Source organism: Pseudomonas mendocina (assembly GCF_003008615.1).
GTDB lineage: Bacteria > Pseudomonadota > Gammaproteobacteria > Pseudomonadales > Pseudomonadaceae > Aquipseudomonas > Aquipseudomonas mendocina_C.
The window spans coordinates 389,475-412,565 of sequence record NZ_CP027657.1 but is presented as its reverse complement, the minus strand read 5'-3'; the positions used below and the strand labels follow the sequence as shown (position 1 = coordinate 412,565).

Sequence of the window (23,091 nt, the reverse complement as noted above, 5' to 3'; positions counted from 1 at the left end):
CCCCCCCCCCGGAAACGACAACGCCACGCATAAGCGTGGCGTTGTCGTTATGGGCGGCCGAGCCGTTGTCACCAAGGCAGGGGCTGTCCGTCATAGGCGTGAAAGCTGCCGCTGTGCTGCGGGCCGAGCCTGTCGATCACCTGCAGCATCTGAGTCGCAGCCAGTTCGGCTGGGCGCGCGGCAGTCGCTCCGCGAAAGGGTTGTGACAAGGGGGATATCACCGTACCGGGATGCAGGCTGAGCAGGCGTGCCTTGGGTTTGCTGCGCGCCAGTTCGATGGCGGCGGTCTTGATCAGCATGTTCAGCGCCGCCTTGGACGCGCGGTAGGCATACCAGCCGCCCAGGCGGTTGTCGCCGATGCTGCCGACCTTGGCCGAAAGCATGGCCATGGCCCCCTGTTTGTCGAGCAGCGGCAGGAAGTGGCGCAGCACCAGGGCAGGGCCCAGGGCATTGACCTGAAATACCGCCTGCAAGGCATCGGCTTCGATGGCGTTGAGGCTCTTCTCCGGGGCGATGCCAGGACGATGCAACAACCCGGCTGTATGCAGAATCAGCTGGAAAGGGCCCGCGTCGGCCAGTGCTTGCGCGGCGGCGGCGATACTGGACGGGTCTTCCAGATCGAGTGCAGGCATGCTGCCACGGCTCAGTTCATGCACGCTGGCGCAGTGGGTATCGGCGCGAAGCAATTGGCAGAAGGCCTGGCCAAGCGTGCCACTGGCGCCGATCACCAGCGCCTTGTAGCCGCTGCCCAGACTGGTCAACGTCATGGTTGCGCGGCACCGCGGCGGAAGAACAGCGTCACCTGGCCCAGCTCGATGCCGAACTTGCTCATGCTCGAACGGTTGATCAGGGTGTCGTCGTCCATCAGGTACATCCAGTCGTCGAAGTAGACGACATAGGTGCTGTCATCCACCGGCAGGTTGAGGTGGTAGCGCCAGCGCAGGGCATTACCGGCCACTTCACCGATGGCTTCGCCGACCACGTCGTCGGCGGTGCCGATCCAGCGTCCGGAGCTGTCAGGCGTCAGCGTCCAGACCCGGCGCTGGCGGGTGCCGTCGCTGTACAGGAAACGCTCGTCGAGGATCAGCTTGTCGCCGTCGCGGCGACTGCTGATGTCGACGTGGAAACGCTTGATCACTTCACCGGAGCGATCCTGGAACATGCCCCAGGCCTGTACCGGCCCGGCGAAGAAGGTAGGCAGGTCGAGCGCCGGTTTCTCGTTGGCGTAACGCTCGACCGGTACCTGGCCGCAGCTGATCAGCATCAGGCTGGCCAGCACAATCAACAGGGTTTTCATGCAATACCTCATGGGTTAAGGCCTAGCAGCGCGGCGCGCAGTTTCGGGCTGCGGGTCTGTGGGTCGAGCCAGATTGAGAAGAAGGCGCGGGCGAATTCCGGGTCGTCGATGACGTGCTGCAACTTGCCGTCGACGTAGAACCGGCACCCTTCATCGGGCAGGAACACGCCCGTGATACGGGTGCCATCCTGCACATCGACGAAGGCCTGGCGCATCTGCTGCGTCCAGTCCTGTTGCTGCTCGCGGTCTAGCGGTTCGCCGTTGATCCGACGAATCTCATCGAGGCTGGTATCGACCAGGGTTTCCCGGCTGATGCTGCGCCGGTAGGTGAGTTCCAGCGCGAAGGGCTGCGAGAAATCCACGCGCCGCTGCGGACTCCACAGCTTGGCGTTGTACACCGAGAAGCCGAACCAGCTGAAATCGCCGCTGCCGATCAGGCTGGCCTGCGGCAGTCGTTCACGCCAACCGCTTTGGGTGTTGGCCAACACGGGCAAGCTGGCCAGCAGCAGAACCAGCAGCACGGCTGGGCGCAGAGGAGGTCGCAATGGTGCTGCCATGGTCGTTCCCTCTGGTTCGGCTGGCGTGAGCCGCGCCCAGCCGTTGGCTCGGATACCCGGCGGCTGCGGGCATGCAATAAAAAAATCCGGCAACCAAAGAGGGGAGAAGAGTGTTACCGGATTGCGCAGCTTGTCGACAGGGTTCGTTGTCGTCTTGAGCAGACCTGGAGAGGCTTGCACGAGCGTTGTACGAACCGCCTTGCTATCCAATATATGTACAAATAACTAACTTGTACAGATTTTGTATAGGTGTTTCGGATTCGAGAAAGAATTCCACGCGCTTCTACGAGCGCCTGACTCAGGTGGTGTGGATCAGGGCGCCTGCAATGCCTCGACTAGGAGGCACTGCTGGGAGGTGGAAGAGGAGTCACCAGGGCAGTGACTGGCCCCGGTAATCGAGAAAGGCGCACTGACGTCGGCCCAATTGCTGGGTGATCACTTCACGCAGGCCACTGGCGCTCTGTTCCACACTCAGGGGGGCGCTGTCTCCGCCCATGTCGGTGCGCACCCAGCCGGGATGCAGCGCCAGCAGGCTCCAGGGCAGCTCTGGCAATTGCGCCTGCCAACTGCGCAGCAGGCTATTCAAGGCCGCCTTGCTGGCACCGTACAGCGGCATATTGGCGGCGAGCGCCAGTTCTACGCTGGCCATCTGTGAACTCATGCAGGCAATCACGCCGCCGTCGACCACATGCCCGGCCAGCTGTTGAGCCAGGCGGATTGGCGCGACGGCGTTGGCCAGGAACAGCTGGCCGATGTCCGTGACCTCGGCCTGGCGCGGATCCTGATGGGCGGGGCCATAGACCCCGGCATTGAACAGCGCACAGTCCAGGCGCTGGCCGTTCAGGGCCGCGTCGATGGTGCAGGCGGCGTCGAGTCGGTTGAGGTCGCAGGTGATCACCTGCAGGTCATTCGCGTACTGGGTGCGCAGCGCCTCCAACAGGCTGGCCGGGCGCAATTCACGAACCACCGCATGCACCTGCCAGCCGGCTTCGAGGAAGGCGCGCACCAGGCCGAGGCCCAGTCCGCGCGAGGCACCGCCAATCAGGATCTGGCGTTTCACGGCCACTGCATCTCTCCTTTGAGCACCTTGGCGCTCAGCTCCAGGCTGCTGTCATCGTGCAGCTGAGGATAGCGCGCCTTCATTGCGGCGATCAGCGCCTGGCTGTCCTTGGCCTTGGGCAGTTCCTGCTGCACCGCCAGCAGGTAATCGCGGGTGAAATGCAGGTCGCCCAGGTTCATCGCCGGTTCGCCCAGGTAGTGGCCTGGCACCAGGGTGGTCGGTTGCAGGGCTTCGAGTTCGTCCAGCGACTTCAGCCAGCTCTGCCGTGCCTCGGCGCTTTGCGCGTCGGCGACCCACAAATGGATATTGGCGCTGGTCAGCACTCCGCCGACCACGGTCTTGATGCTGGGAACCCACAGGCTGGTGTGCTGCGGATCGTGGCCGACCACTTCGATGCGCTGGCCTTCCAGCTCCAACTGATTGCCTTGCAGGGCTTCAGGCACCAGGGTGCGAGCTGGCGCGCTGTCTTTCAGGATCGGGCCCCAGTAGGCCAGCTTGGGCGCACGGGTTTTCTCGATGTAGGCAACGGTGGCCGGCGTGGCTAGCACCTTGGCTTCGGGATAGGCGCGAGTCAGCACATCGAGACCGAAGTAGAAGTCCGGGTCGCCATGGCTGATGAAGATGGTGGTCAGGCGCTTGCCACTGGCGCGAATGCGTTCGACCAGCGCCTGGGCTTCGCGATTGGAGAACTGTGCATCCACCAGGATGACGTCCTTCTCGCCACTGATCAGGGTCGAACTGACCGGGAAAACGGCGGTTTCGCGCGGGTTGTAGGTATCCAGCGTCAGCGGTTGGGCGAGGGCGCCGCCAGCAGCGGCGAGCAGGCCGAGGCTGGCGATGAAACGGGTGGCGAGGGACATGGCGAACTCCAGGCAGGTAAGGTGCGGCGCATCTTATGTGCTATATGGCGAACGAAAAGCCTCGTAAACTGGCCGTGTTTGTTGCATGAATCGGGCGAATTATGGATCGACTGACAGCAGCACGAGTCTTTGTCGAGGTGCTGGAACGGGGTAGTCAGACGGCTGCTGCCGAGGCGCTGGATATGTCGCGGGCGATGGTTTCACGTTATCTCGCCGAGCTGGAAACCTGGGCTGGCGTGCGCCTGCTGCATCGCAGCACGCGACGCCTGAGCCTGACCGCCGCGGGCGAGCAGATGTTGCCGCAGTGCCGCGAGATGCTGGCGTTGGCCGAGCGCATGCAGGCACTCGGTCAGGGCGTGGATGACACGCCGCGCGGCACCTTGCGCATCACCTGTAGCCAGTCCTTTGCCCAGGCCTGGTTGGTGCATACGCTGCAGGCCTTCACCGAGCGTTATCCGCAGGTCAACGTCGACCTGCTGGTGGGCAGCGAGGCGGTCAACCTGGTGGAGGCGCGTATCGACCTGGCGCTGCGCATTACCAACCAGCTCGACCCCAATCTGATCGCTCGACGCCTGGCGGTATGCCGATCTGTGGTCTGCGCCAGTCCGGACTATCTGGTGCGGCACGGCGCGCCGCAGCGCCCGGAGGATCTGGCTCGGCACAATTGCCTGGCCTATGCCTATTTCGGTCGCAGCTTGTGGGAGTTCGAGCACCAGGGCGAGGTGAGTGCCGTGTCGGTTGCCGGCAGTCTCAGTGCCAACGAGTCGATGGTGCTGCTGGAGGCGACCCTGGCCGGCGCCGGCATCAGTCTGCAGCCGCTCTACTCGGTGGCAGGTTTGTTGAGCGAAGGGCGTCTGGTGCGTTTGCTGGCGGATTACCGGCCGCCGGAGCTTGGCATCCATGCGCTGTACGGCACGCGTCGGCAGATGATGCCGGCGATGCGCCTGTTGCTCGATTTCATCGCCGAGCGCCTGGCGAGCGAGGCGCACTGGCAACATTAAAAGCTGCTTGCATTTGGCCAGCTGTCTCCGAGAATGGAGAGATCGGACAAGGATTTCTCCATGCCAGCACTCCCTACCTTCGACAAGCGCGTTCGCCAACTCTGGCATGGTGCGGATCTGGCCCTGGTCGGTCAGCGTCGCGAGCGTCGTATGCGCATGCTGGCGAGCCTGGTCATGATCGTGATGGGGCTGCTCTGGGGGCTGTTCTTTTCTTCTCGGGGATACTGGGCCATCGTCGTCATGGATGTGACGATTGTCCTCAGCGGCCTGGCGGTGTTCGGCCTGACCTTGCGTAACCAGGCGCGTGGCGCCAATCTGATCCTGTTCGGCGCTCTGACGCTGATCGTGGTGCTCTCTACGCTGCTGCTCGATCCGCCCACGCTCACCGCGCCACGCGCCACTCATCTGTATCTGCTGCCAATCGCCGTAGGGGCCTTGATGGCTTTTCGCGATGAGCCGCTGTGGTTGCGCTACGGCGTTTCTTTGTTCAGTTTGCTGCTGTTCGTCGCGCTGGCCGCCTCCAACTGGCGACCTACCGATTTCTATGCCTTGCCGGACGATGTGCGGGTGGTCGGCTCCTGGGTACAGGGACTGGTGGCCATGGCGCTGTTCTTTCTCCTGTTGCACATCCTGCAGAGCGACACTGCCGAGCGTTCTGAGCTGGATCGGGATTTGCGCGCGGCCGTTCGCGAGCAGCAGTTCGTGTTGTATTACCAACCGCAGCTCAACGACGCCAACCGGGTGATCGGCGCCGAGTTGCTGATTCGCTGGCAGCATCCTCAGCGCGGACTGCTGGCACCGGGCGAGTTCATCGACCATGCCGAGAACACCGGGCTGATCATCCCCATCGGCCAATGGGTGCTGGAACAGACTGCCGCACGACTGCGGCAATGGAAGGATGATCCGCTCTTTGGTGATGTAGGGCTGGCGGTGAACATCAGCCAGAAGCAGTTCTCACAGACCAGTTTCGTTGCCGAAATTCTCGGTTTGATCGAGCGCCATGGCATCGATGCGCAGCGCCTGGAACTGGAACTGACCGAAACCCTGATTGTCCGCGACATGGAAGACCTCACGCGCAAGATGACGGCACTGGTCGAGCATGGCGTGCGTTTCTCGCTGGATGACTTCGGCACCGGGTTTTCCTCCCTCAGCCATCTCAAGCGGCTGCCATTGAGCAAACTCAAGATCGACCGTTCGTTCATCTTCGATGTGCTCACCGATGCCAACAGCGAAACCATCGTGCGCACGGTGATCGCTCTTGGCCAGAGCATGGGCATGACGGTGATCGCCGAGGGTGTGGAAACCGAGGCGCAGCGGCGCTTTCTGGCCGACAACGGCTGCAGCCAGTTCCAGGGTTACCTGCTCGGTCGGCCGATGCCGCTGGCGGACTTCTGCGTCTTCGTGCAGCGTCACAACGCCTGAGAACCTGTTCACGATCTGCTGCGCGTCGGCCATGCTGCGTTGAAACCACGCTCAAAATGCTCATTTACAACTCGTAAAGTCGAACGCGACTCCGAGCGTTTTTCGCCTGGTTTCGCCTTGTCTGGCTCTAGCTCGCGAGATCGTGAACAGGTTCTGAGACGACGCTCCGTCCATCCACCATCTCCAGCTTCGAGTGAACTCCAAGCAAGCGAGCAATGTCTGTCTGCTGTCGGCCTGTACCGGCAGGAATAGATGGCTATTGGCCGCTAGCGTGGCGTCTTCGTCGCGGATTCTGCCTGGATCGTGCTTGAGCATGCGCTCGTGCGTGTGGCCGGCATCGTTCATCCCGTTCGCCGGGTTCGTCTGACTGCCACGTGAAGATCGCCCCATGTTTTTATCTCGTCATGCTCCATTCCAACCCCGCATTCTCGGTGCCTGCCTGCTGCTTGGCGGCCTGCTCGGCGGCGCTCAGCCAGCGCTGGCCGAAGAGCCCGCCAGTAACCAGCGTTGGGTCAGCGACAGCCTCAATACCTATGTGCGCAGTGGCCCCACCGACGGCTACCGTATCGTCGGCACCCTGGTTTCCGGGGAGAAAGTGGAGCTGTTGCGCACCCAGGGCGACTACAGCCAGGTACGCAGCGCCAGTGGCAGCACGGTGTGGATTCCCAGCCGCGACCTGCAGTCGGTGCCCGGCCAGGCCGAGCGCCTGCCGCAACTGGAACAGAAAGTCGCCGATCTCACCGCCGAGTTGAAAGGCATCGACGATGCCTGGAAGGCTCGCGTGCAAGGCATGCAGGAAACCCTGGACACGCGCAAGAACCTGATCGACGAGCTGCAGGCCGCGCGCGGTGCGCTGGACGCCGAGCTGACCACCACCCGTTCGCAACTGCGCGATGCCCAGGCGCAATTGGGTGAGGAACAGCAGCAGGTGCTGATGCGCTACATGGCCTATGGCGGCAGTATCGCCGGCGCTGGGCTGCTGCTTGGCCTGATCCTGCCGACCATGCTGCGGGTCAAGCGCAAGCGCAGCGACCAGTGGGTCTGAGTTCTCAGAGCCTGTTCAAAGTCTCGCGAGCTAGAGCCAGGCAATACCGATGGCGGCCCCGCGAATCGAGCGAAGAACGCTCGGAGTCGCGTTCGACTTTACGAGCTGTAAATGAGCATTCTGACCGGGCTGGCGTTCCAGCTTGATTTCAACACTGCATGGCCGACGCGCAGCAGACTTTGAACACGCTCTCAGAACTCCTGCCGCCCCTGATGCTCGCAGTCTCCGCTGCAGGTGCCGGGGCAGGCGCAGCCGCGAGTGCTGCGCCCGGTATCGCGTTCGACCCGCCGGGCCACTTCGGGATCGTCGGCGAATGGCAGCATGGTGGCCTCGTCGAGGTCACGCTGGCTGCCACGGCCGAGGCTCAGTTGCACGCCGAGGAAGAACACCGCCAGGGCGATCATCCACCAGGCTTCAGCTGGCATGAGCGGCCTCTGCGGCATCGTGCGATTCGGTGGCTGGGCGGCGCAGGGTCAGCCAGGTATTGAGCGCCATCAGCAGCATGCCGGCGAGGAAGCACAGGCCGCCGACCAGGCGCACCACGAAGCCGGGGTGACTGGCTTCCAGCGCCTCGACGAAGGAGTAGGTGAGGGTGCCGTCCTCGTTGACTGCGCGCCACATCAGACCCTGGGTGATGCCGTTGACCCACATCGAGGCGATGTACAGCACGGTGCCGATGGTGGCCAGCCAGAAGTGCGCGTTGATCATCCCGGTGCTGTACATGCCGTCGCGGCCGAAGACTTTCGGGATCAGGTGATAGAGCGAGCCGAAGGTGATCATCGCCACCCAGCCTAGCGCGCCGGCATGTACGTGGCCGATGGTCCAGTCGGTGTAGTGCGACAGGGCGTTGACGGTCTTGATCGCCATCATCGGGCCTTCGAAGGTGCTCATGCCGTAGAACGCCAGCGACACCACCAGAAAGCGCAGGATCGGGTCGGTGCGCAGCAGGTGCCAGGCGCCTGACAGCGTCATCATGCCGTTGACCATGCCGCCCCAGCTTGGCGCCAGGAGGATGATCGACATCACCATGCCGAGCGACTGTGCCCAATCGGGCAGGGCGGTGTAGTGCAGGTGGTGCGGGCCGGCCCAGATGTACAGGGTGATCAGCGCCCAGAAGTGGACGATGGAAAGGCGGTAGGAATACACCGGCCGGTTCACCTGCTTGGGTACGAAGTAATACATCATCCCGAGGAAACCGGTGGTGAGGAAGAAGCCCACCGCGTTGTGCCCGTACCACCACTGCACCATGGCGTCGGTGGCGCCGGAATACACCGAATAGGACTTGAACCAGCTCACCGGGATCGACAGGTGGTTGACCACGTGGAGGATGGCGATGACCAGGATGAAGGCGCCGAAGAACCAGTTGCCGACGTAGATGTGGCGCGTCTTGCGCTGCGTCAGTGTGGTGAAGAAGACGATGCCGTAGGCGACCCAGACGATGGCCATCCACACCGCGCCGGTGAATTCGATCTCGGCGTATTCCTTGGTGGTGGTCAGGCCCATGGGCAGGGTCACCAGCATGATCAGGATGGTCGCCTGCCAGCCCCAGAAGGTGAACGCAGCCAGTTTGTCGGAGAACAGTCGCGTCTGGCAGGTGCGCTGTACCGCATAGTAGCTGGCGGCGAACTGCGCGCTGCCGGCGAAGCCGAAGATCACCAGGCTGGTATGCAGTGGGCGCAGGCGGCCGAAACTCAGCCAGGGCGTGTCGAAATTGAGCTCCGGCCAGACCAGCTGGGCGGCGATGAACACGCCGTTGCACATGCCCACCACGCCCCAGAATATGGTCATGATGGTGAATTGGCGAACGACCTTGTAGTTGTAGGCCGGATGGGGAACAGCAGAATGCATCGCGGTAACCTTCCATACAGTAATGCGGGCGCAGCCGCGCGAATGGCGAAACTGTAGGGAGGCTGGGGAAAACAAAACAGACTCAGAAACTGCTGTCTGATGCGTATCAGATGGAGCGGCGAGTGACGCGCGCCTTGTCCGGCGCGCGCTTTCAGTGCTCAGGCCTGGGCGGTCAGGTGACGGGCAATGCCCTTCTTCAGCGGCAGCAGGCCCTGCGCCACACGTAGGCCGGCACCGCGCAGCAGGCGGGCAGGCAGGTGGTCGTTGGTGTACAGCTCCACCAGCAGGTTGGTGGCCTGATACAGCGGCCAGGTGGCCAGACGCAGCTGACGTTCGTAGCGGGCCAGCGGGGCGACTGCGCCGATGTCCTGATGCTTGGCATGGGCAGCCAGCAGTGCGTCGCTGAGCAGTTGCACACCAATCAGGCCGAAGTTGAAGCCATGCGCGGTGACCGGGTGCATGCCCACGGCGGCATCGCCGAGCAGGGCGCAGCGGTTGCCGACCATACGCCGCGCGTAAGCACCCACCAGCGGGTAGGCGTGGCGGCTGCTGACCAGTTGCATGGCGCCCAGACGGCGGTCGAAGCGTTGCTCCATCTCGCGAGCGAAGCTGGCTTCGTCCAGCTTCTGCAAGCGCTCGATCTCGCGTGGCGGCAGGGTCAGCACGGTGGACGACTGGCTGCCATTGAGCGGCAGCAGGGCGAGTGTCTGGCCATAGCCGAACCACTCCCAGGCCACCTGCTGGTGATCCTCTTCATGCTGCATGCGGCACACCAGCATGGTTTTGCCGAAGTCCTTGAGCTGCGCGCCGATGCCGAGTTGGCGACGGGTCTCCGAGAAGCGGCTGTCGGCGGCGACCAGCAGGCGTGGTTGCAGCACCTGGCCGTCCTGCAGCACCAGTTTCACCTCGCTCTCGCTCTGCTGAATGGCATGAATACGGGTGTCACACAGCAGTTGCACGTCGGCGCACTCGCTGACGGCCTGATAGGCGGCGCGGCGAATCGCCTGGTTGGCCACCAGATGGCCGAGGCGCTCGGCGCCGGCCTGTTCGGCGCGGATCTTCAGGGCGAACAGCGAGGGGCCGTTGAATACCTGGGCATCACGCAGCACGGCGATGTCTTCGGTAGGTAAGCGTGGCCACAGCCCGAGGCGTTCTAGCAGCGCCTGCGAGCCATGGGTCAGGGCGATCTCGCGACCGTCGAAGGCCGGTTCCGCCAGGGCCTGCTCGGCCTGGCGCTCCAGCATCACGATGGACAGGCCTTGCCCAGACAGGGCGCGCGCCAGGCATAGGCCGGCGGGGCCGGCGCCGACGATGACGACATCGGGTGACATGCTGCTCTCCTTGCGAACTCGGGAAAGCCCGAGTCTAGGGCGGGGAGCGGTGGCAGATATTGTCCGGGATCATGCCGGGAGTGCGGGTGTTGATTTCGGTGCGCACAGCGCACCCTACGCGGTAGGCATAGTCGCGGAGGATTGTAGGGTGCGCAGCGCGCACCAGCCGTCGGACGCTTTCAGCGGCGTAGCCCGGATGCAATCCGGGAAAACTCCTTCTCCTGCCACGGATTTCATCCGGGCTACAACAAGCCCGCCACCAGGCGCCCGAGCACTTCCATGGCCTGCTCGTTGCGCGGGTTCCAGGGGTGGCCGTAGTTCAGCCGTGCGCAGTGACGGAAGCCCTGGCTGGCGGAGAAGATCGGCCCCGGCGCCAGGCTGATACCCTGTGCCAGCGCCAGGCGCAGCAGTTGCAGCGAATCCAGGCGCTCGGGAAATTCGAACCAGAGGAAGTATCCGCCTGCCGGTCGCGTCACCCGTGTGCTGGCCGGAAAGTGCCGGGCTGCCGAGGCGAGCATGGCGCTCTGCTGCATTTCCAGGGCGTGGCGCAGCTTGCGCAGGTGGCGGTCGTAACCGCCGTGCTGCAGGTAGTCAGCCAAGGCCGCCTGGGCCGGCACCGACGGCGAGATGGTGGTCATCAGCTTGAGCCGGGCGATCTGCTCGGCATAGCGGCCGCCGGCCACCCAACCGATGCGATAGCCCGGAGCCAGGCTCTTGGAGAAGGAGCTGCAATGCATCACCAGCCCTTCGCGGTCGAAGCTCTTCACCGGCTTGGGCGGGTGGCTGCCGAAATAAAGCTCGGCGTACACGTCGTCCTCGATCAGTGGCACCTGATGCTCGACCAGCAGATCGTACAGCGCCTGCTTCTTCGTCTCGCTCATGCTTGCGCCCAGTGGGTTCTGCAGGCTGCTCATGAACCAGCAGGCCTTGATCGGCAGTTGCTTGAGACTCTCCGACAGGGCGTTCAGGTCGATGCCCTCGCGCGGGTGCACGGGGATTTCCACGGCCTTGAGCTGCAGCCGTTCCAGCACCTGCAGGCAGGCATAGAAGGTCGGTGACTCGATGGCCACCAGGTCGCCCGGCTGGGTCACGCACTGCAGGCAGAGGTTGAGCGCCTCCATGGCGCCGTTGCTGATCACCAGTTCCTCCATTGGCAGCATCACGCCGCTGACCATGTAGCGCAGGGCGATCTGCCGGCGCAGGTCGGCGTTGCCGGCGGTCATGTCGGCGATGATCTCGTGCGGCGAGAGCATGCGCAGGGCGTGCGCCATGCTCTTGGCCAGGCGCGGCAGGGGGAACAGGTCGGGGCTGGGGAACGCCGAACCGAAGGGCACGGTGTGCGGATCCTTCAGCGAGGCGAGCACGGAGAACACCAGTTCGCTGACGTCCACCTCGGTGGTCTGCGCCGCGTGAGCGGTCAGCTCCGGTTCGTGCAGCGGGCGCTTGGCGTGCTCGCGGACGAAGTAGCCGGAACGTGCCCGCGCCTGGATCAGGCCGCGGTCTTCCAGCAGGTAGTAGGCCTGGAACACGGTGGATGGGCTGACCCCGTAAGTGCGGCTGGCGTGGCGCACCGAGGGCACCTTCTCACCGGGGCCGAGCACGCCGGTGCGGATCAGCTCGGCGATCTCGTCGGCGAATTTTTCGTAGCGTTTCATCCTGTCCTGGTTCACCGACGCAAAGGGTACGGACGAACACTTTACGGGGTGAGCGGCAGACATGGCAGTGCCTCGTTAGTGGGAGGGCAGGTTTCGGATGTAGGAGCGGATTTATCCGCGAATGGTGCAGCGCGGTGGTTTCGCGGCTGAAACGAAATGCCGCCCAGCCGCTCCTACAAAACTCGTGGCAACCGTAGCCCGGATGCAATCTGGGGAGCGGACAGCGGCCGCCCCGGCTTGCATCCGGGTTACCAGGCCTCAACGCAGCGGCGCGAGGAAGGTGCTCTTGGTGCTGACGCGGCTCTGCGAGTCGGCTTTGTCGCTTACCTCGAAGCGCAGGGTTTGCGGGCCGGCGCCATTGTGCGTGGCGGTCAGCGCGACGCTCACCGGCAGATCGCGGATCTCGCCCGGAGCCAGGTTCAGCGTGCGTGGGCCATGCAACTCGAAGTCGCCAGCATCGACCAGGCCAATGGCATAGCTACGTGGCTGCTGGGTCTTGTTGATGATCTTCAGGCTGTAGATGTTCTCGATCTGGCCCAGAGCGTTCTCGCGGAACAGGCCACGGTCGCGGGTCACATCCAGGGAGATCAGTGGTCGCTCGTTCAACGCCCAGACGAAGGCGCCGATCATCACCGCCAGCATCGCTGCGTAGCCGATCAGGCGCGGGCGCAGCCAGTTGGTCTTGCCGCCAGCCAGTTCGTGCTCGGAGCTGTAGCGCACCAGGCCACGGTCATAGCCGAGCTTGTCCATCACGCTGTCGCAGGCGTCGACGCAGGCGCCGCAGCCGATGCACTCCAGTTGCAGGCCATCGCGGATGTCGATGCCGGTCGGGCAGACCTGTACGCACATGGTGCAGTCGATGCAATCACCGAGGCCTTCGGCCTTGTAGTCGGCATCCTTGCGACGCGGGCCGCGGTTTTCGCCACGGGCGGCGTCATAGGAGATGACCAGCGTATCGCTGTCGAACATCACGCTCTGGAAGCGCGAGTAGGGGCACATGTCGCGGCACACCTTCTCGCGCAGCCAGCCGGCGTTGATGTAGGTGGCAGCGGTGAAGGAGAGCACCCAGAACGCGGTGGTCGCACCCATCTCCAGGGTCAGCAGGTCAGTGGTCAACTGGCGCACCGGGGTGAAGTAGCCGATGAAGGCCATCGCCGTGACCACGCTCACGGCCAGCCACAGGCCATGCTTGGCGCTGCGCCGAGCCAGTTTCTGCAGTGACCAGGGCGCGGCATCGAGCTTGATGCGCTGGCCGCGGTCACCTTCGGTGATCTGCTCGACGCGCATGAAGACCCAGGTCCATACGCTCTGTGGGCAGGCGTAGCCACACCAGACGCGGCCGGCGAGTACGGTGATGAAGAACAGGCCGAAGGCGGCGATGATCAGAATCGCCGAGAGCAGGATGAAGTCCTGCGGCCAGAAGGTCGCGCCGAAGATGTGGAACTGGCGGTTGTCCAGATCCCAGAGTACGGCCTGGCGGCCATTCCAGTTGATCCAGGCGGTGCCGAAGAACAGCAGGAACAGCAGGCCGGCACCGAGCAGGCGCAGGTTGCGAAAGCGTCCGGTGAAACTGCGCGTGTGGATCGGGCCGCCGGCCTGGGCCGGTGTCAGGCGGATGGGTTTGGCAGGATCGATGGTCTCGATGGCCCGCACGGGGATACGGTCAGTCATGTTGTTGCCCTCATCAGGCGTTTATCAGGCTGGCGCCATGATCAGAGGGGAACTGATCGCAAAACAGACTCAGGTTTTCTATAAAAAAGCGGATCAGATATGGCGGGGAATCGTGCCGAAAAGCACCTGATACGTCTCCAGGCCACGTCATATCTGGCGTCTGTGGTTTTAAGCCTTCGCGGTACAGAAGCGCACCTGCGACATCGCGCCGCGCCAATCAGCGCTCGGTTCTGGCCACTGCCGCACCTATCTGATCTGGTTTTTTTAGGCTTTTCTGGCGCTGTTTTCGAAGCACACCTGACAGGCATAGTCGACGCCCCGTGATCAGGAGGCCTGCCGGCATGTACCAATACGACGATTATGACCGCGCACTGGTGCGCGAACGCGTGGCCCAGTTCCGCGACCAGGTACAGCGGCGCCTGGCCGACGAGCTGAGCGAAGAAGAGTTCCTGCCGTTGCGCCTGCAGAACGGCCTGTACCTGCAGAAGCATGCCTATATGCTGCGCGTGGCGATCCCCTACGGCACCCTCTCTGCCCCGCAGATGCGCGCGCTGGCGCACATCGCCCGCGAGTACGACCGGGGCTACGGCCATTTCACCACGCGGCAGAACATCCAGTTCAACTGGATCGATCTGGAGCGCGTACCGGACATCCTCGACTGGCTGGCTGACCACGATATGCATGCCATCCAGACCTCGGGCAACTGCGTGCGCAACATCACCACCGAAGCCTTCGCCGGGGTTGCCGCCGACGAGTACCTCGACCCGCGTCCACTGGCCGAGATTCTCCGCCAGTGGTCGACGGTCAATCCGGAATTCCTGTTCCTGCCGCGCAAGTTCAAGATCGCCCTGTGCGCCGCCGAGCAGGATCGTGCGGCGATTCAGGTGCATGACATCGGCCTGCAACTGTATCGCGACGAGGCCGACGAGCTGCGCCTGCGCGTGCTGGTAGGCGGTGGCCTGGGGCGCACGCCGATCATCGCCCAGACCCTGCGCGAGGGGTTGCACTGGCAGGATTGCCTGTCTTACGTCGAGGCTATCCTGCGCGTGTACAACCGCCATGGTCGGCGCGACAACAAGTACAAGGCGCGCATCAAGATCCTGGTCAAGGCGCTGGGTATCGAAGCCTTCGCCGCCGAGGTGGAGCGCGAATGGCAGCCGATCAAGGATGGCCCGGCGCGGCTCACCGAGGATGAATACCAGCGCGTCGCCGCGTCCTTCCATAAACCGGCCTATGCCCCGCTGGACGGCCTCGACCTCGAATTCGGCACTCACCTGGCACGCGACGAGGCCTTCGCGCGTTGGGTGTCGCGCAATGTCATGGCGCATCAGGTGCCCGGCTACCTCAGCGTGGTACTGTCGACCAAGCCCGGCATCAGCGCGCCGCCCGGCGACGTCACGGCCGAGCAGATGGAGGCCGTTGCCGACTGGAGCGAGCGCTACGGTTTCGGCGAGATTCGTATCGCGCACGAGCAGAACCTGGTGCTGCCCGATGTACGCAAAGCCGACCTGTACGCGCTCTGGACGCAGGTGCAAGCTGCCGGGCTGGGCACCGCCAACGCCGGCTTGCTCACCGATATCATCGCTTGCCCGGGCGGCGATTTCTGCGCGCTGGCCAACGCCAAGTCGATCCCCATCGCCCAGGCCATCCAGCAGCGTTTCGACGACCTCGACTACCTGCACGACCTGGGCGAACTGAGCCTGAACATCTCCGGCTGCATGAACGCCTGCGGTCATCACCACATCGGTAACATCGGCATCCTCGGCGTCGACAAGAACGGCAGCGAGTGGTACCAGTTGACCCTCGGCGGCAGCCAGGGCCAGCAAGCGGCGCTGGGCAAGGTGATCGGCCCATCGTTCGCCGCCGAGCAGGTGCCGGCTGTGATCGAGCGGATCGTGCAGACCTACGTCGACTATCGCGAAGTCAACGAGGGCTTTCTCGATACCTTCCAGCGCATCGGCCTGGAGCCCTTCAAGGAACGCGTTTACACCCGGGAGGTGGTGGCATGAACAATCTGATCCGCCTGGTCGATGGCCAGGCCCGCATCGTCACTGATGATCCCTGGCAATTGCATGACGCCGAGAACGTTGGTGCGGCGCCACTGATCCTGCCACTGGCCGCCTGGCGTGAACGGCAGTCGCCCGAGGTGCTGCAGGGCAGGGCGATGAGCGCCGACGGTCTGTTGCTGCAGGTGGATGACGAACCTGAGGAGCTGCAGCCGTTTCTGCCCAGCCTGGCGCTGATCGCCATCGACTTTCCCAGCTTTCGCGACGGCCGTGGCTACAGCCAGGCCTACCTGCTGCGCACCCGCCTGGGCTGGCGCGGCGAGTTGCGCGCGGTGGGCGATGTGTTGCGTGATCAGTTGGCGCATATGCGCCAATGCGGCTTCGATGCCTTTGCCGTGCGCGCCGACAAGTCGGTGGAGGATGCGCTCAAGGGCCTGGCAGGGTTGAGCGTGCTCTACGGACGCTCGGTCATCGAGCCGCGTCCGCTGTTCCGGCGTGGGCGTGCCGGTGCCGAGGCAGAGCCAACATGACGCTGTTGCGCGGACTGTTCTGGCTGGTGCTGCTGCAACTTGCCGGTGTGGCCCTCAACCACTGGCTGCTGCCGATGTTGCCGGGGTCGATCATCGGCCTGCTGTTGCTCTCGGTCTGGCTGATGTGGCGCGGCGCCGTGCCTGAGCCGTTGCAACAGGCTGCTGGCGGTCTGTTGCCCTACCTGCCGCTGCTGCTCGCGGTGCCGGCCGCCGGCATCATGACCAGCAGCGATCTGCTGCTCGGCGAACTGCCGGTGATCGCCGCCGCGCTGGTGCTGTCGTTGCTGGTCACGGTGCCGTTCTGCGGCTGGTTGCTGCAGACGCTGATCCGTCGTCAGGAGCGCGACCGATGAATATGTTGACCCAGCATCCGCTGTTCGCCATCGCGCTGACGCTGGCGGCGTTCCTGTTCGCCGCTTGGCTCTACCGGCGCAGTGGCTGGCTGGTGCTGCAGCCGGTGCTGGTTTCGGTCGTGCTGATCGTCAGCACCTTGCTGCTGTGCGGCGTGGACTACGCGACCTACCGTGCTGGCGCTGAACCCATCGCCTGGCTGTTGGGGCCAGCCACTGTCGCTTTGGCGGTACCGCTGCAGCACAACATCGAGCGCATCCGCCAACTGTTCTGGCCGGTGATGATCACCCTCACGGCCGGTGGTGTGCTGTCGGTGGCGCTGACCCTGGCTATTGGCTGGGTTCTGGGCGCTGACTGGAGCGTGGTGATGAGCCTGGCGCCGAAGTCGGTGACCATGCCGATCGCCATGCCGGTGGCCGAGCAGATCGGCGGTATCGCTTCGCTGGCGGCGGTGATGGTGATGCTCACCGGCGTCATCGGCACCGCGCTCGGGCCGTTGTTGCTGAGCTGGGCGGGCGTCGAGCATCCGGCTGCGCGTGGCCTGAGCTACGGTATCAATGCCCACGCCATCGGCACCGCCCATGCCTTGCAGGAAGGGCAGGAGTGCGGTGCGTTCGCCGCGCTGGGCATGAGCCTGCTGGGTATCGCTACCGCCTTGTTGCTGCCCCTGCTGTTCGCCCTCTGAGCAAGGGGGCGGAATCCCGCCACCCTTGCCCCCTCGCTCGGCCGAGTTTGGCGAGAACTCGCCAACCCCGGCCGCAGCAGCAGGCGGCCAGGCCTCCAGACTATGGCTGAATCCATTCAGCGGCATGCATCTTGCTGCTGCATGGCGCGAGCGGAACGAGCCCGCCAAGAGGCCTGGAACACCCTTCCTTCCGCAGCGCTGCATACCTGCAGCATTCGTCCCATGAGTGGCCCAACCGGCCACTGTCAGAAACCTTGCGCGTACGGCGTCCACCGTGCGTCACCATCTGGACTGTGTCATGAAGAAAATCCTGCTGACGCTGCTCAGCCTCAGCCTGATCGGCTGCTCCAACAACCGCGAGCCCGAGAAAACCGTCGATGTCCTGCTGATCGGCGCTGGTGTGATGAGCGCGACCCTGGGCACCTACCTGCACGAGCTGGAGCCGACCTGGAACATCGAGATCTACGAGCGCCTCGACCGCGTTGCCGGTGAGAGCTCCAACGCCTGGAACAACGCCGGTACCGGTCACTCCGCCTTCTGCGAGCTGAACTACACCCCGGAAACCGCTGATGGTGGCATCGACATCAGCAAGGCCGTGGCGATCAACGAGTCCTTCGAGATTTCCAAGCAGTTCTGGGCCACTCAGGTCGAGCGCGAGGTGCTGAGCAAGCCCAAGAGCTTCATCAACACCACGCCGCACATGAGCTTCGTCTGGGGTGAGGAGAACATCGAATACCTGCGCAAGCGTCACGCCGCGCTGCAGCACAGCAACCTGTTCCGTGGCATGGAGTTCAGCGAGGATCACGCGCAGATTGCCCAGTGGGCGCCGCTGATCATGCAGGGCCGTGACGAGGGCCAGCACGTTGCCGCCACTCGCATGGCCATCGGCACCGACGTCAACTTCGGCGAGATCACCCGCCAACTGGTCGACTCGCTGATCGGCAGGGGCCAGGCGCGTCTGCACCTTGAGCACGAGGTGCGTAACCTCGAGCGTAACGATGATGGCACCTGGCGTGTGACCGTGGCTGACCTGGCCAAGGACGAAGAGAAGGTGGTCGATGCCCGCTTCGTCTTCATCGGCGCCGGTGGTGGTGCACTCAAACTGCTGCAGAAGTCCGATATCGAAGAAGCCAAGGGTTACGCCGGCTTCCCGGTGGGCGGGCAGTTCCTGATGACGCGCAACAAGGAAATCGTCGCGCAGCACCTGGCCAAGGTGTACGGCAAGGCCTCGGTCGGCTCGCCGCCCATGTCCGTACCGCACCTGGACACCCGCGTGATCGATGGTGAGACCGTGCTGCTGTTCGGCCCGTTCGCCACCTTCTCCACCAAGTTCCTCAAGCAGGGTTCGCTGCTGGACATGTTCAGCACCCTGACCACCGACAACGTCCTGCCGATGGCCAACGCCGGTATCGACAACTGGTCGCTCAGCACCTACCTGATGGGCCAGCTGATGCTGAGCCAGGAAGACCGCATGGATTCGCTGCGCGAGTACTTCCCTGACGCCCGCAGCGAAGACTGGCAACTGCTGCAGGCCGGCCAGCGCGTGCAGATCATCAAGAAGGATGCGGAAAAGGGTGGCGTGCTGCAGTTCGGCACCGAGGTCGTGACATCCGCCGATGGTAGCATCAGCGCGTTGCTGGGCGCCTCGCCGGGTGCCTCTACCGCTGCACCGATCATGCTGCACCTGATCGAGAAGGCGTTCGCCGACAAGGTTGCCACGCCTGAGTGGCAGGCACGTCTGAAAGAGATCATCCCGTCCTACGGACAGAAGCTGAACGATGATCTGGAGCTGACCAACCGCATTCGCCAGTGGAGCAGCGAGCGCCTGCAACTGCAGCATGTGGAAGTGGCACCGGACATGGAAATGGCCGTTGAGCCCGAGCCGACGCCCGTGACGCTGTAAGGCGTTTAAGCGTTACGAAGAGCCCGCCCTGCGTGATGCGCAGGGCGGGTTTTTTATTGGCCGGCCGTTCGTATTTCGTGGCGAGTAGCCCGGATGCAATCCGGGGGCTGTTCGAACCGATGGCCAGACTGATCGCGGCTGAAGCCGCTCCTACGAGATCCGCGCAGCTGTTGTAGGAGCGGCTTCAGCCGCGAACAATGAAGCGAGGCGCACGCAGCCACCGGATAGCGAGTAGGGCGTATCGGGACGCCGGCCGCTCGGAAGCAGTACGCCGTTGGCGTTTCGATGGTGGGCCGTGGTGCCGAACGGGGCATGATTCGGCGGACTGTTCGTTGGCGCTACGAGCGGTCGGCGCCCCGATCCGACCTGCGCCGGCTTTCCCGGATTGCATCCGGGCTACGGTCTACTCCGTCAGCGTCATCAGGATGTCGGCGTACCAGGTGCAGTTCAGGCCCAGGGCTTCGTCCTGTTCCTCGTCGCGGTTGCCGAGCAGGCGGGTGGAGTGGATGCCGAGCAGGTGCCAGGGCAGGTCGCCGTCCACGCTGGCCCGTTTGACCACGGGGGCGCCGCTGAGGCCGCGATGGGTACGGCCGTCGGTCAGGAAGTAGCCAAGCCCCTGAAAACGCAGGCCGAAGGAGGAGGCCAGTCCGGCATGGCGCGCCACCGGCATGCGGTGCAGGGTGTCCTGAAAGCCCAGTGGAAAACCGACCACCAGCAGCGTCGAGCCGATTTCCACATGCTCGTCGGCTTGCAGCAGGTGCTGCGGGGTGAAGGCCTGATAGGCGCCGTTGTAGGGAAGGGCTGTCTGATCGAGTTCGATCACCGCCACGTCGATCTCGCCTGCGCCATCCATGCCCTGGCGCCACAGGTGCTGGTCGCCGTCATAAAGCGGGATGGCGAAGCTGACGGTGCTGGCCAGGTTGTTCGCGTCGGTATGCAGCTCGATCTGCAGGCTATCGGGCTGATGGCCGCTGGGCTCATCGAGCACCACGTGACGACTGGTCACCAGAAACAGCCGGCCGTCGCGCTGGAAGAAGAAGCCGCTGGCGTTGGTCAGTATCTGCCCAGCCGCCAGGGTGGTGATGCGCGCTGCGCTGAGCATCAGGGAGTCGATCATTGCCTGGGCCTCCTGCCGGTGTGTGGTCTATCACTGACTGCCAAACCCGTGACAGGTTCGGCTGGTCGCATTGAGCCGCCGCCATGGTGGATGTAAAAAGTGACAGCTACGTGCCCCGATCCACCCTACGGTGCTGACGTGAAATGCGGCGTGGAGCGGTAGGGTGTCGCGGGGCCGCCCAGGCCTACGGGGTGATGCGAAGGTGCGCACAGCGCACCCTACACACATCACGACGCGACCGGTTCGTCCTCGTTGCGATCCAGCGCCACCTGGCGGATCGACAGGCGAATCTCGGCCGGCAGCACGCGCTTGGCGGCGCCTTCGGCCAGCTCGCTGAGCAGCGGGTGATGGCTGAGCTTGCCGGCTTCGTCCTGACGCAGCACACCCTGATCCAGCAGGCTCTGGATGAAATGGCGGAACAGGCTCTTGTCGAAGAACTCCGGCGCGTTCAGGCCATGCAGGATCGACAGGCGTTGGGCCATGACCGTGCACAGGTCTTCCAGCTCCTCGGCGCTGATCGCGTTCTGCCCGGCGTTGAGCAGCAGGGCGATGGCCATGTAGAAGCGTTGCAGGGTCTGCGCCACCGAACGCGACAGCAGCGTCAGCAGCACGAACTGGCGCGAGCTGGGCGCCGGGCGCACGTACACGTCGCCTTCGGTCTTGAGCAGGCCCTGTTCGACGAACGCCGCCAGCCACTGGTCGATTACGCCTTCCAGTTCGCTCTGTTCCCAGCGGATGAACAGCTCGGCCTGCAGGTACGGATAAAGGGCGCCGGCGTAGCGCAGGATCTGCTCGCGGCTGATTCGTGCGCTGCTCTGGAAGAAGCTGGCCAACAACGCCGGTAGGGCGAAGATGTGCAGCACGTTGTTGCGGTAATAGGTCATCAGGACGGCGTTCTGCTCGTCCAGATAGAGGATCTTGCCCAGCGCATCCTTCTGCTCGGCCAGCAGATCCATGCCCTGCACGTGCTCGATCAGCGCCAGGCCGTCGCCCTCCGGCAGGGTGGTGTGGGGCGAGTAGGGCACCGCACGCAGCAGCGCCAGATACAGGTCGAGCACCCGCGACAGGGCGCGTTCGTCCAGCGCCAGTTTGCTGGTGGAGAGCAGCGCCAGGGCCACCAGGTTGACCGGGTTGATCGCTGCTGCCTCGTTGAGGTGGCGCGCCACGCGCTCACCGAGGCGGTTGGTGGTGTTGTTGAGCCAGGCCGGGCGGTACTGCGGGCCGAGATCCTGTTCGCGCCAGTCGGGTTGCTGTTGGTCGAGGAATTCGGCCAGCTTGATCGGCTCGCCGAAGTTCACCGAGACCTGGCCGAAGCGCTGCTTGAGCGCGCCCAGCACCTTGAACAGGTCGAAGATCGACTCCTTCTTCTTGCTCGCGCCGCGCAGCTCGCCCAGGTAGGTGCGGCCTTCCAGCACGCGCTCGTAGCCGATGTACACCGGTACGAAGACGATGGGCAGGCGGTGCGAGCGCAGGAAGCTGCGCAGGGTAATGGCCAGCATGCCGGTCTTGGGTCGCAGCATGCGCCCGGTGCGTGAGCGCCCACCCTCGACGAAGTACTCCACCGGGAAGCCCTTGCTGAACAGGGTGTGCAGGTATTCGTTGAACACCGCGGTGTACAGCGGGTTGCCCTTGAAGGTGCGGCGCATGAAGAAGGCGCCGCCGCGGCGCAGCAGGCCGCCGATCACCGGCATGTTGAGGTTGATGCCGGCAGCGATGTGCGGCGGCGTCAGGCCGTTGCGGAACAGCAGGTAGGACAGCAGCAGGTAGTCGATATGGCTGCGGTGGCAGGGCACGTAGATGATTTCGTTGCCCTGGGAAATATCCCGCACGCCTTCGACGTTGTGAATCTGGATGCCGTCGTAGATCTTGTTCCAGAACCAGCTCAGAACCAGTTCGAGGAAGCGGATCACCGTGTAGGTGTAGTCCGAGGCGATCTCGTTGCCATAGCGCAGTGCCTGGGCTTCGGCCTTCTCCAGGCTGATCTTCTCGCGCTCGGCCTCTTCGACGATGGCCTGGCGCACCAGCGGGTCGTGCACCAAGCCCTTGACCAGATTGCGCCGGTGCGACACGTCCGGGCCGATCACCGCGGCCTTCTGGTTGCGGAAGTGCACGCGCAGGATGCGGTGCACCATGCGCAGGGTGCGCTCCTGGCCCTTGTCCTGCTCGATCAGCTCGCGCAGGTGGATCGGTGTGGAGAACTGCACGCGGGTCTTGCGCCCGAGTATCAGGATGCTCACCAGCCGGCGCAGGCGCCCGGTCACGGCCCAACTGTCGGCGAACAGCAGCTTCCACGGACTGGTTTCACGATCCGGCGATTGGCCCCAGAACACGCTGACCGGGATGATCTGCGCGTCGTCCACGGCATGCCGGGTAAGGGCGGTGACCACACGATCCAGGGTCGGCGAAATGCCGCGTTTGTCCTGGCGGCCGAACCAGTCCGGTTCCGGCGTCAGGTAGAAGAAGGCGGCCGGCTCCATATGCTCCCCAACCGCTACCGGCAATACCGGGCGCGGCAGGCCTGCCTTGGTGCACTCGCGGTCGACCACTGCCAGATCGCTCACCGAGGGCTGTTGCAGCACGTAGAACACCGGCTTGCTGCGGTCGAGCTTGAGGGTGAAGGCGGACTGGTTGATGGTTTCCGAGCGTACCCAGAGGTACAGCAGGCGGCGCAACGATCCGAAGACGAGGCGGCGAAAAGGGGAACGGGTCATACGGGCTCTTGCATGCGGGAGCGGACAGGCGCTCGGGAGGC

The 23,091-nt window shown here is 64.1% G+C and carries 20 protein-coding genes; 8 read left to right on the top strand and 12 right to left on the bottom strand.

Annotated features, from left to right (window positions below; translation table 11 throughout):
- Positions 1-68 precede the first annotated feature (68 nt).
- From C7A17_RS02035 to C7A17_RS02015, 5 genes are all read right to left on the bottom strand, one after another.
- Positions 69-767, bottom strand: coding sequence for an SDR family NAD(P)-dependent oxidoreductase (locus C7A17_RS02035; RefSeq protein ID WP_106736442.1), 699 nt, complete (start codon positions 765-767; stop codon positions 69-71).
- Complete coding sequence (locus tag C7A17_RS02030) at positions 764-1,297, bottom strand: DUF3833 domain-containing protein (RefSeq protein WP_106736441.1); 534 nt, start codon at positions 1,295-1,297, stop codon at positions 764-766. The genes C7A17_RS02035 and C7A17_RS02030 overlap by 4 nt, the downstream gene beginning before the upstream one ends.
- Before the next feature lie 8 nt (positions 1,298-1,305).
- Entirely contained in the window at positions 1,306-1,854 is a 549-nt protein-coding gene (locus C7A17_RS02025; protein ID WP_106736440.1) for a chalcone isomerase family protein, read from the bottom strand.
- Positions 1,855-2,221: 367 nt separating this feature from the next.
- Positions 2,222-2,920, bottom strand: a complete 699-nt coding sequence (locus C7A17_RS02020; RefSeq protein WP_106736439.1) for an SDR family oxidoreductase — start codon at positions 2,918-2,920, stop codon at positions 2,222-2,224.
- Positions 2,911-3,774 (bottom strand): MBL fold metallo-hydrolase, encoded by an 864-nt coding sequence (locus C7A17_RS02015; protein ID WP_106736438.1) that lies wholly within the window; start codon positions 3,772-3,774, stop codon positions 2,911-2,913. The genes C7A17_RS02020 and C7A17_RS02015 overlap by 10 nt, the downstream gene beginning before the upstream one ends.
- Before the next feature lie 101 nt (positions 3,775-3,875).
- On the opposite strand from C7A17_RS02015, the gene C7A17_RS02010 reads away from it, so the two are divergent.
- From C7A17_RS02010 to C7A17_RS01995, 3 genes are all read left to right on the top strand, one after another.
- Entirely contained in the window at positions 3,876-4,775 is a 900-nt protein-coding gene (locus tag C7A17_RS02010) for a LysR family transcriptional regulator (RefSeq protein WP_106736437.1), read from the top strand.
- A gap of 60 nt (positions 4,776-4,835) precedes the next feature.
- The gene (locus C7A17_RS02005; protein WP_106736436.1) at positions 4,836-6,197 is read left to right on the top strand and encodes a putative bifunctional diguanylate cyclase/phosphodiesterase; all 1,362 of its coding nucleotides are present in this window, start codon (positions 4,836-4,838) and stop codon (positions 6,195-6,197) included.
- Positions 6,198-6,585: 388 nt separating this feature from the next.
- Positions 6,586-7,242, top strand: a complete 657-nt coding sequence (locus tag C7A17_RS01995; RefSeq protein ID WP_106736434.1) for a TIGR04211 family SH3 domain-containing protein — start codon at positions 6,586-6,588, stop codon at positions 7,240-7,242.
- 191 nt (positions 7,243-7,433) lie between these two features.
- On the opposite strand, the gene C7A17_RS01990 is transcribed toward C7A17_RS01995, so the two are convergent.
- From C7A17_RS01990 to ccoG, 5 genes are all read right to left on the bottom strand, one after another.
- Positions 7,434-7,667: a cbb3-type cytochrome oxidase subunit 3 gene (locus C7A17_RS01990; RefSeq protein WP_106736433.1), complete on the bottom strand. Its 234-nt coding sequence runs from the start codon at positions 7,665-7,667 to the stop codon at positions 7,434-7,436.
- Positions 7,657-9,090 (bottom strand): cytochrome-c oxidase, cbb3-type subunit I, encoded by a 1,434-nt coding sequence (gene ccoN / locus C7A17_RS01985; protein WP_106736432.1) that lies wholly within the window; start codon positions 9,088-9,090, stop codon positions 7,657-7,659. Before ccoN ends, C7A17_RS01990 begins: the two co-directional genes overlap by 11 nt.
- Before the next feature lie 158 nt (positions 9,091-9,248).
- Positions 9,249-10,421: a 5-demethoxyubiquinol-8 5-hydroxylase UbiM gene (ubiM, locus tag C7A17_RS01980; protein ID WP_106736431.1), complete on the bottom strand. Its 1,173-nt coding sequence runs from the start codon at positions 10,419-10,421 to the stop codon at positions 9,249-9,251.
- 242 nt (positions 10,422-10,663) lie between these two features.
- Positions 10,664-12,076 carry a GntR family transcriptional regulator MpaR gene (gene mapR, locus C7A17_RS01975; RefSeq protein ID WP_106736430.1) on the bottom strand — a complete coding sequence of 471 codons (1,413 nt, stop codon included), beginning with the start codon at positions 12,074-12,076 and terminating at the stop codon, positions 10,664-10,666.
- 258 nt (positions 12,077-12,334) lie between these two features.
- Positions 12,335-13,747 (bottom strand): cytochrome c oxidase accessory protein CcoG, encoded by a 1,413-nt coding sequence (gene ccoG / locus C7A17_RS01970; protein WP_106736429.1) that lies wholly within the window; start codon positions 13,745-13,747, stop codon positions 12,335-12,337.
- A 341-nt stretch (positions 13,748-14,088) separates the two neighbouring features.
- Between ccoG and C7A17_RS01965 the strand changes: the two genes are divergently transcribed.
- From C7A17_RS01965 to C7A17_RS01945, 5 genes are all read left to right on the top strand, one after another.
- Positions 14,089-15,756 (top strand): nitrite/sulfite reductase, encoded by a 1,668-nt coding sequence (locus tag C7A17_RS01965; RefSeq protein ID WP_106736428.1) that lies wholly within the window; start codon positions 14,089-14,091, stop codon positions 15,754-15,756.
- Complete coding sequence (locus C7A17_RS01960; protein ID WP_106736427.1) at positions 15,753-16,283, top strand: DUF934 domain-containing protein; 531 nt, start codon at positions 15,753-15,755, stop codon at positions 16,281-16,283. The genes C7A17_RS01965 and C7A17_RS01960 overlap by 4 nt, the downstream gene beginning before the upstream one ends.
- On the top strand, positions 16,280-16,636 hold the full coding sequence (locus C7A17_RS01955) for a CidA/LrgA family protein (RefSeq protein WP_106736426.1): 357 nt from the start codon (positions 16,280-16,282) through the stop codon (positions 16,634-16,636). The genes C7A17_RS01960 and C7A17_RS01955 overlap by 4 nt, the downstream gene beginning before the upstream one ends.
- The gene (locus C7A17_RS01950; RefSeq protein ID WP_106736425.1) at positions 16,633-17,319 is read left to right on the top strand and encodes an LrgB family protein; all 687 of its coding nucleotides are present in this window, start codon (positions 16,633-16,635) and stop codon (positions 17,317-17,319) included. The genes C7A17_RS01955 and C7A17_RS01950 overlap by 4 nt, the downstream gene beginning before the upstream one ends.
- 298 nt (positions 17,320-17,617) lie before the next feature.
- A complete protein-coding gene (locus C7A17_RS01945; protein ID WP_106736424.1) occupies positions 17,618-19,222 on the top strand; it encodes a malate:quinone oxidoreductase in 1,605 nt (534 codons plus the stop codon).
- A 403-nt stretch (positions 19,223-19,625) separates the two neighbouring features.
- On the opposite strand, the gene C7A17_RS01940 is transcribed toward C7A17_RS01945, so the two are convergent.
- Positions 19,626-20,339 (bottom strand): S1 family peptidase, encoded by a 714-nt coding sequence (locus C7A17_RS01940; protein WP_106736423.1) that lies wholly within the window; start codon positions 20,337-20,339, stop codon positions 19,626-19,628.
- Positions 20,340-20,566: 227 nt separating this feature from the next.
- Positions 20,567-23,050: a glycerol-3-phosphate 1-O-acyltransferase PlsB gene (gene plsB / locus C7A17_RS01935; RefSeq protein WP_106736422.1), complete on the bottom strand. Its 2,484-nt coding sequence runs from the start codon at positions 23,048-23,050 to the stop codon at positions 20,567-20,569.
- Positions 23,051-23,091 lie beyond the last annotated feature (41 nt).

Bases quoted from the DNA above. Each gene is read 5' to 3' on its own strand.
- plsB (WP_106736422.1), bottom strand. From the start codon at position 23,050: ATGACCCGTTCCCCTTTTCGCCGCCTCGTCTTCGGATCGTTGCGCCGC.
- mapR (WP_106736430.1), bottom strand. From the start codon at position 12,076: ATGAAACGCTACGAAAAATTCGCCGACGAGATCGCCGAGCTGATCCGC.
- C7A17_RS02005 (WP_106736436.1), top strand. From the start codon at position 4,836: ATGCCAGCACTCCCTACCTTCGACAAGCGCGTTCGCCAACTCTGGCAT.
- C7A17_RS02015 (WP_106736438.1), bottom strand. From the start codon at position 3,774: ATGTCCCTCGCCACCCGTTTCATCGCCAGCCTCGGCCTGCTCGCCGCT.
- ubiM (WP_106736431.1), bottom strand. From the start codon at position 10,421: ATGTCACCCGATGTCGTCATCGTCGGCGCCGGCCCCGCCGGCCTATGC.
- C7A17_RS02025 (WP_106736440.1), bottom strand. From the start codon at position 1,854: ATGGCAGCACCATTGCGACCTCCTCTGCGCCCAGCCGTGCTGCTGGTT.
- C7A17_RS02030 (WP_106736441.1), bottom strand. From the start codon at position 1,297: ATGAAAACCCTGTTGATTGTGCTGGCCAGCCTGATGCTGATCAGCTGC.
- C7A17_RS01990 (WP_106736433.1), bottom strand. From the start codon at position 7,667: ATGCCAGCTGAAGCCTGGTGGATGATCGCCCTGGCGGTGTTCTTCCTC.
- ccoG (WP_106736429.1), bottom strand. From the start codon at position 13,747: ATGACTGACCGTATCCCCGTGCGGGCCATCGAGACCATCGATCCTGCC.
- C7A17_RS01955 (WP_106736426.1), top strand. From the start codon at position 16,280: ATGACGCTGTTGCGCGGACTGTTCTGGCTGGTGCTGCTGCAACTTGCC.
- C7A17_RS01995 (WP_106736434.1), top strand. From the start codon at position 6,586: ATGTTTTTATCTCGTCATGCTCCATTCCAACCCCGCATTCTCGGTGCC.
- ccoN (WP_106736432.1), bottom strand. From the start codon at position 9,090: ATGCATTCTGCTGTTCCCCATCCGGCCTACAACTACAAGGTCGTTCGC.
- C7A17_RS02035 (WP_106736442.1), bottom strand. From the start codon at position 767: ATGACGTTGACCAGTCTGGGCAGCGGCTACAAGGCGCTGGTGATCGGC.
- C7A17_RS01960 (WP_106736427.1), top strand. From the start codon at position 15,753: ATGAACAATCTGATCCGCCTGGTCGATGGCCAGGCCCGCATCGTCACT.
- C7A17_RS01965 (WP_106736428.1), top strand. From the start codon at position 14,089: ATGTACCAATACGACGATTATGACCGCGCACTGGTGCGCGAACGCGTG.
- C7A17_RS02010 (WP_106736437.1), top strand. From the start codon at position 3,876: ATGGATCGACTGACAGCAGCACGAGTCTTTGTCGAGGTGCTGGAACGG.
- C7A17_RS01945 (WP_106736424.1), top strand. From the start codon at position 17,618: ATGAAGAAAATCCTGCTGACGCTGCTCAGCCTCAGCCTGATCGGCTGC.
- C7A17_RS01940 (WP_106736423.1), bottom strand. From the start codon at position 20,339: ATGATCGACTCCCTGATGCTCAGCGCAGCGCGCATCACCACCCTGGCG.
- C7A17_RS01950 (WP_106736425.1), top strand. From the start codon at position 16,633: ATGAATATGTTGACCCAGCATCCGCTGTTCGCCATCGCGCTGACGCTG.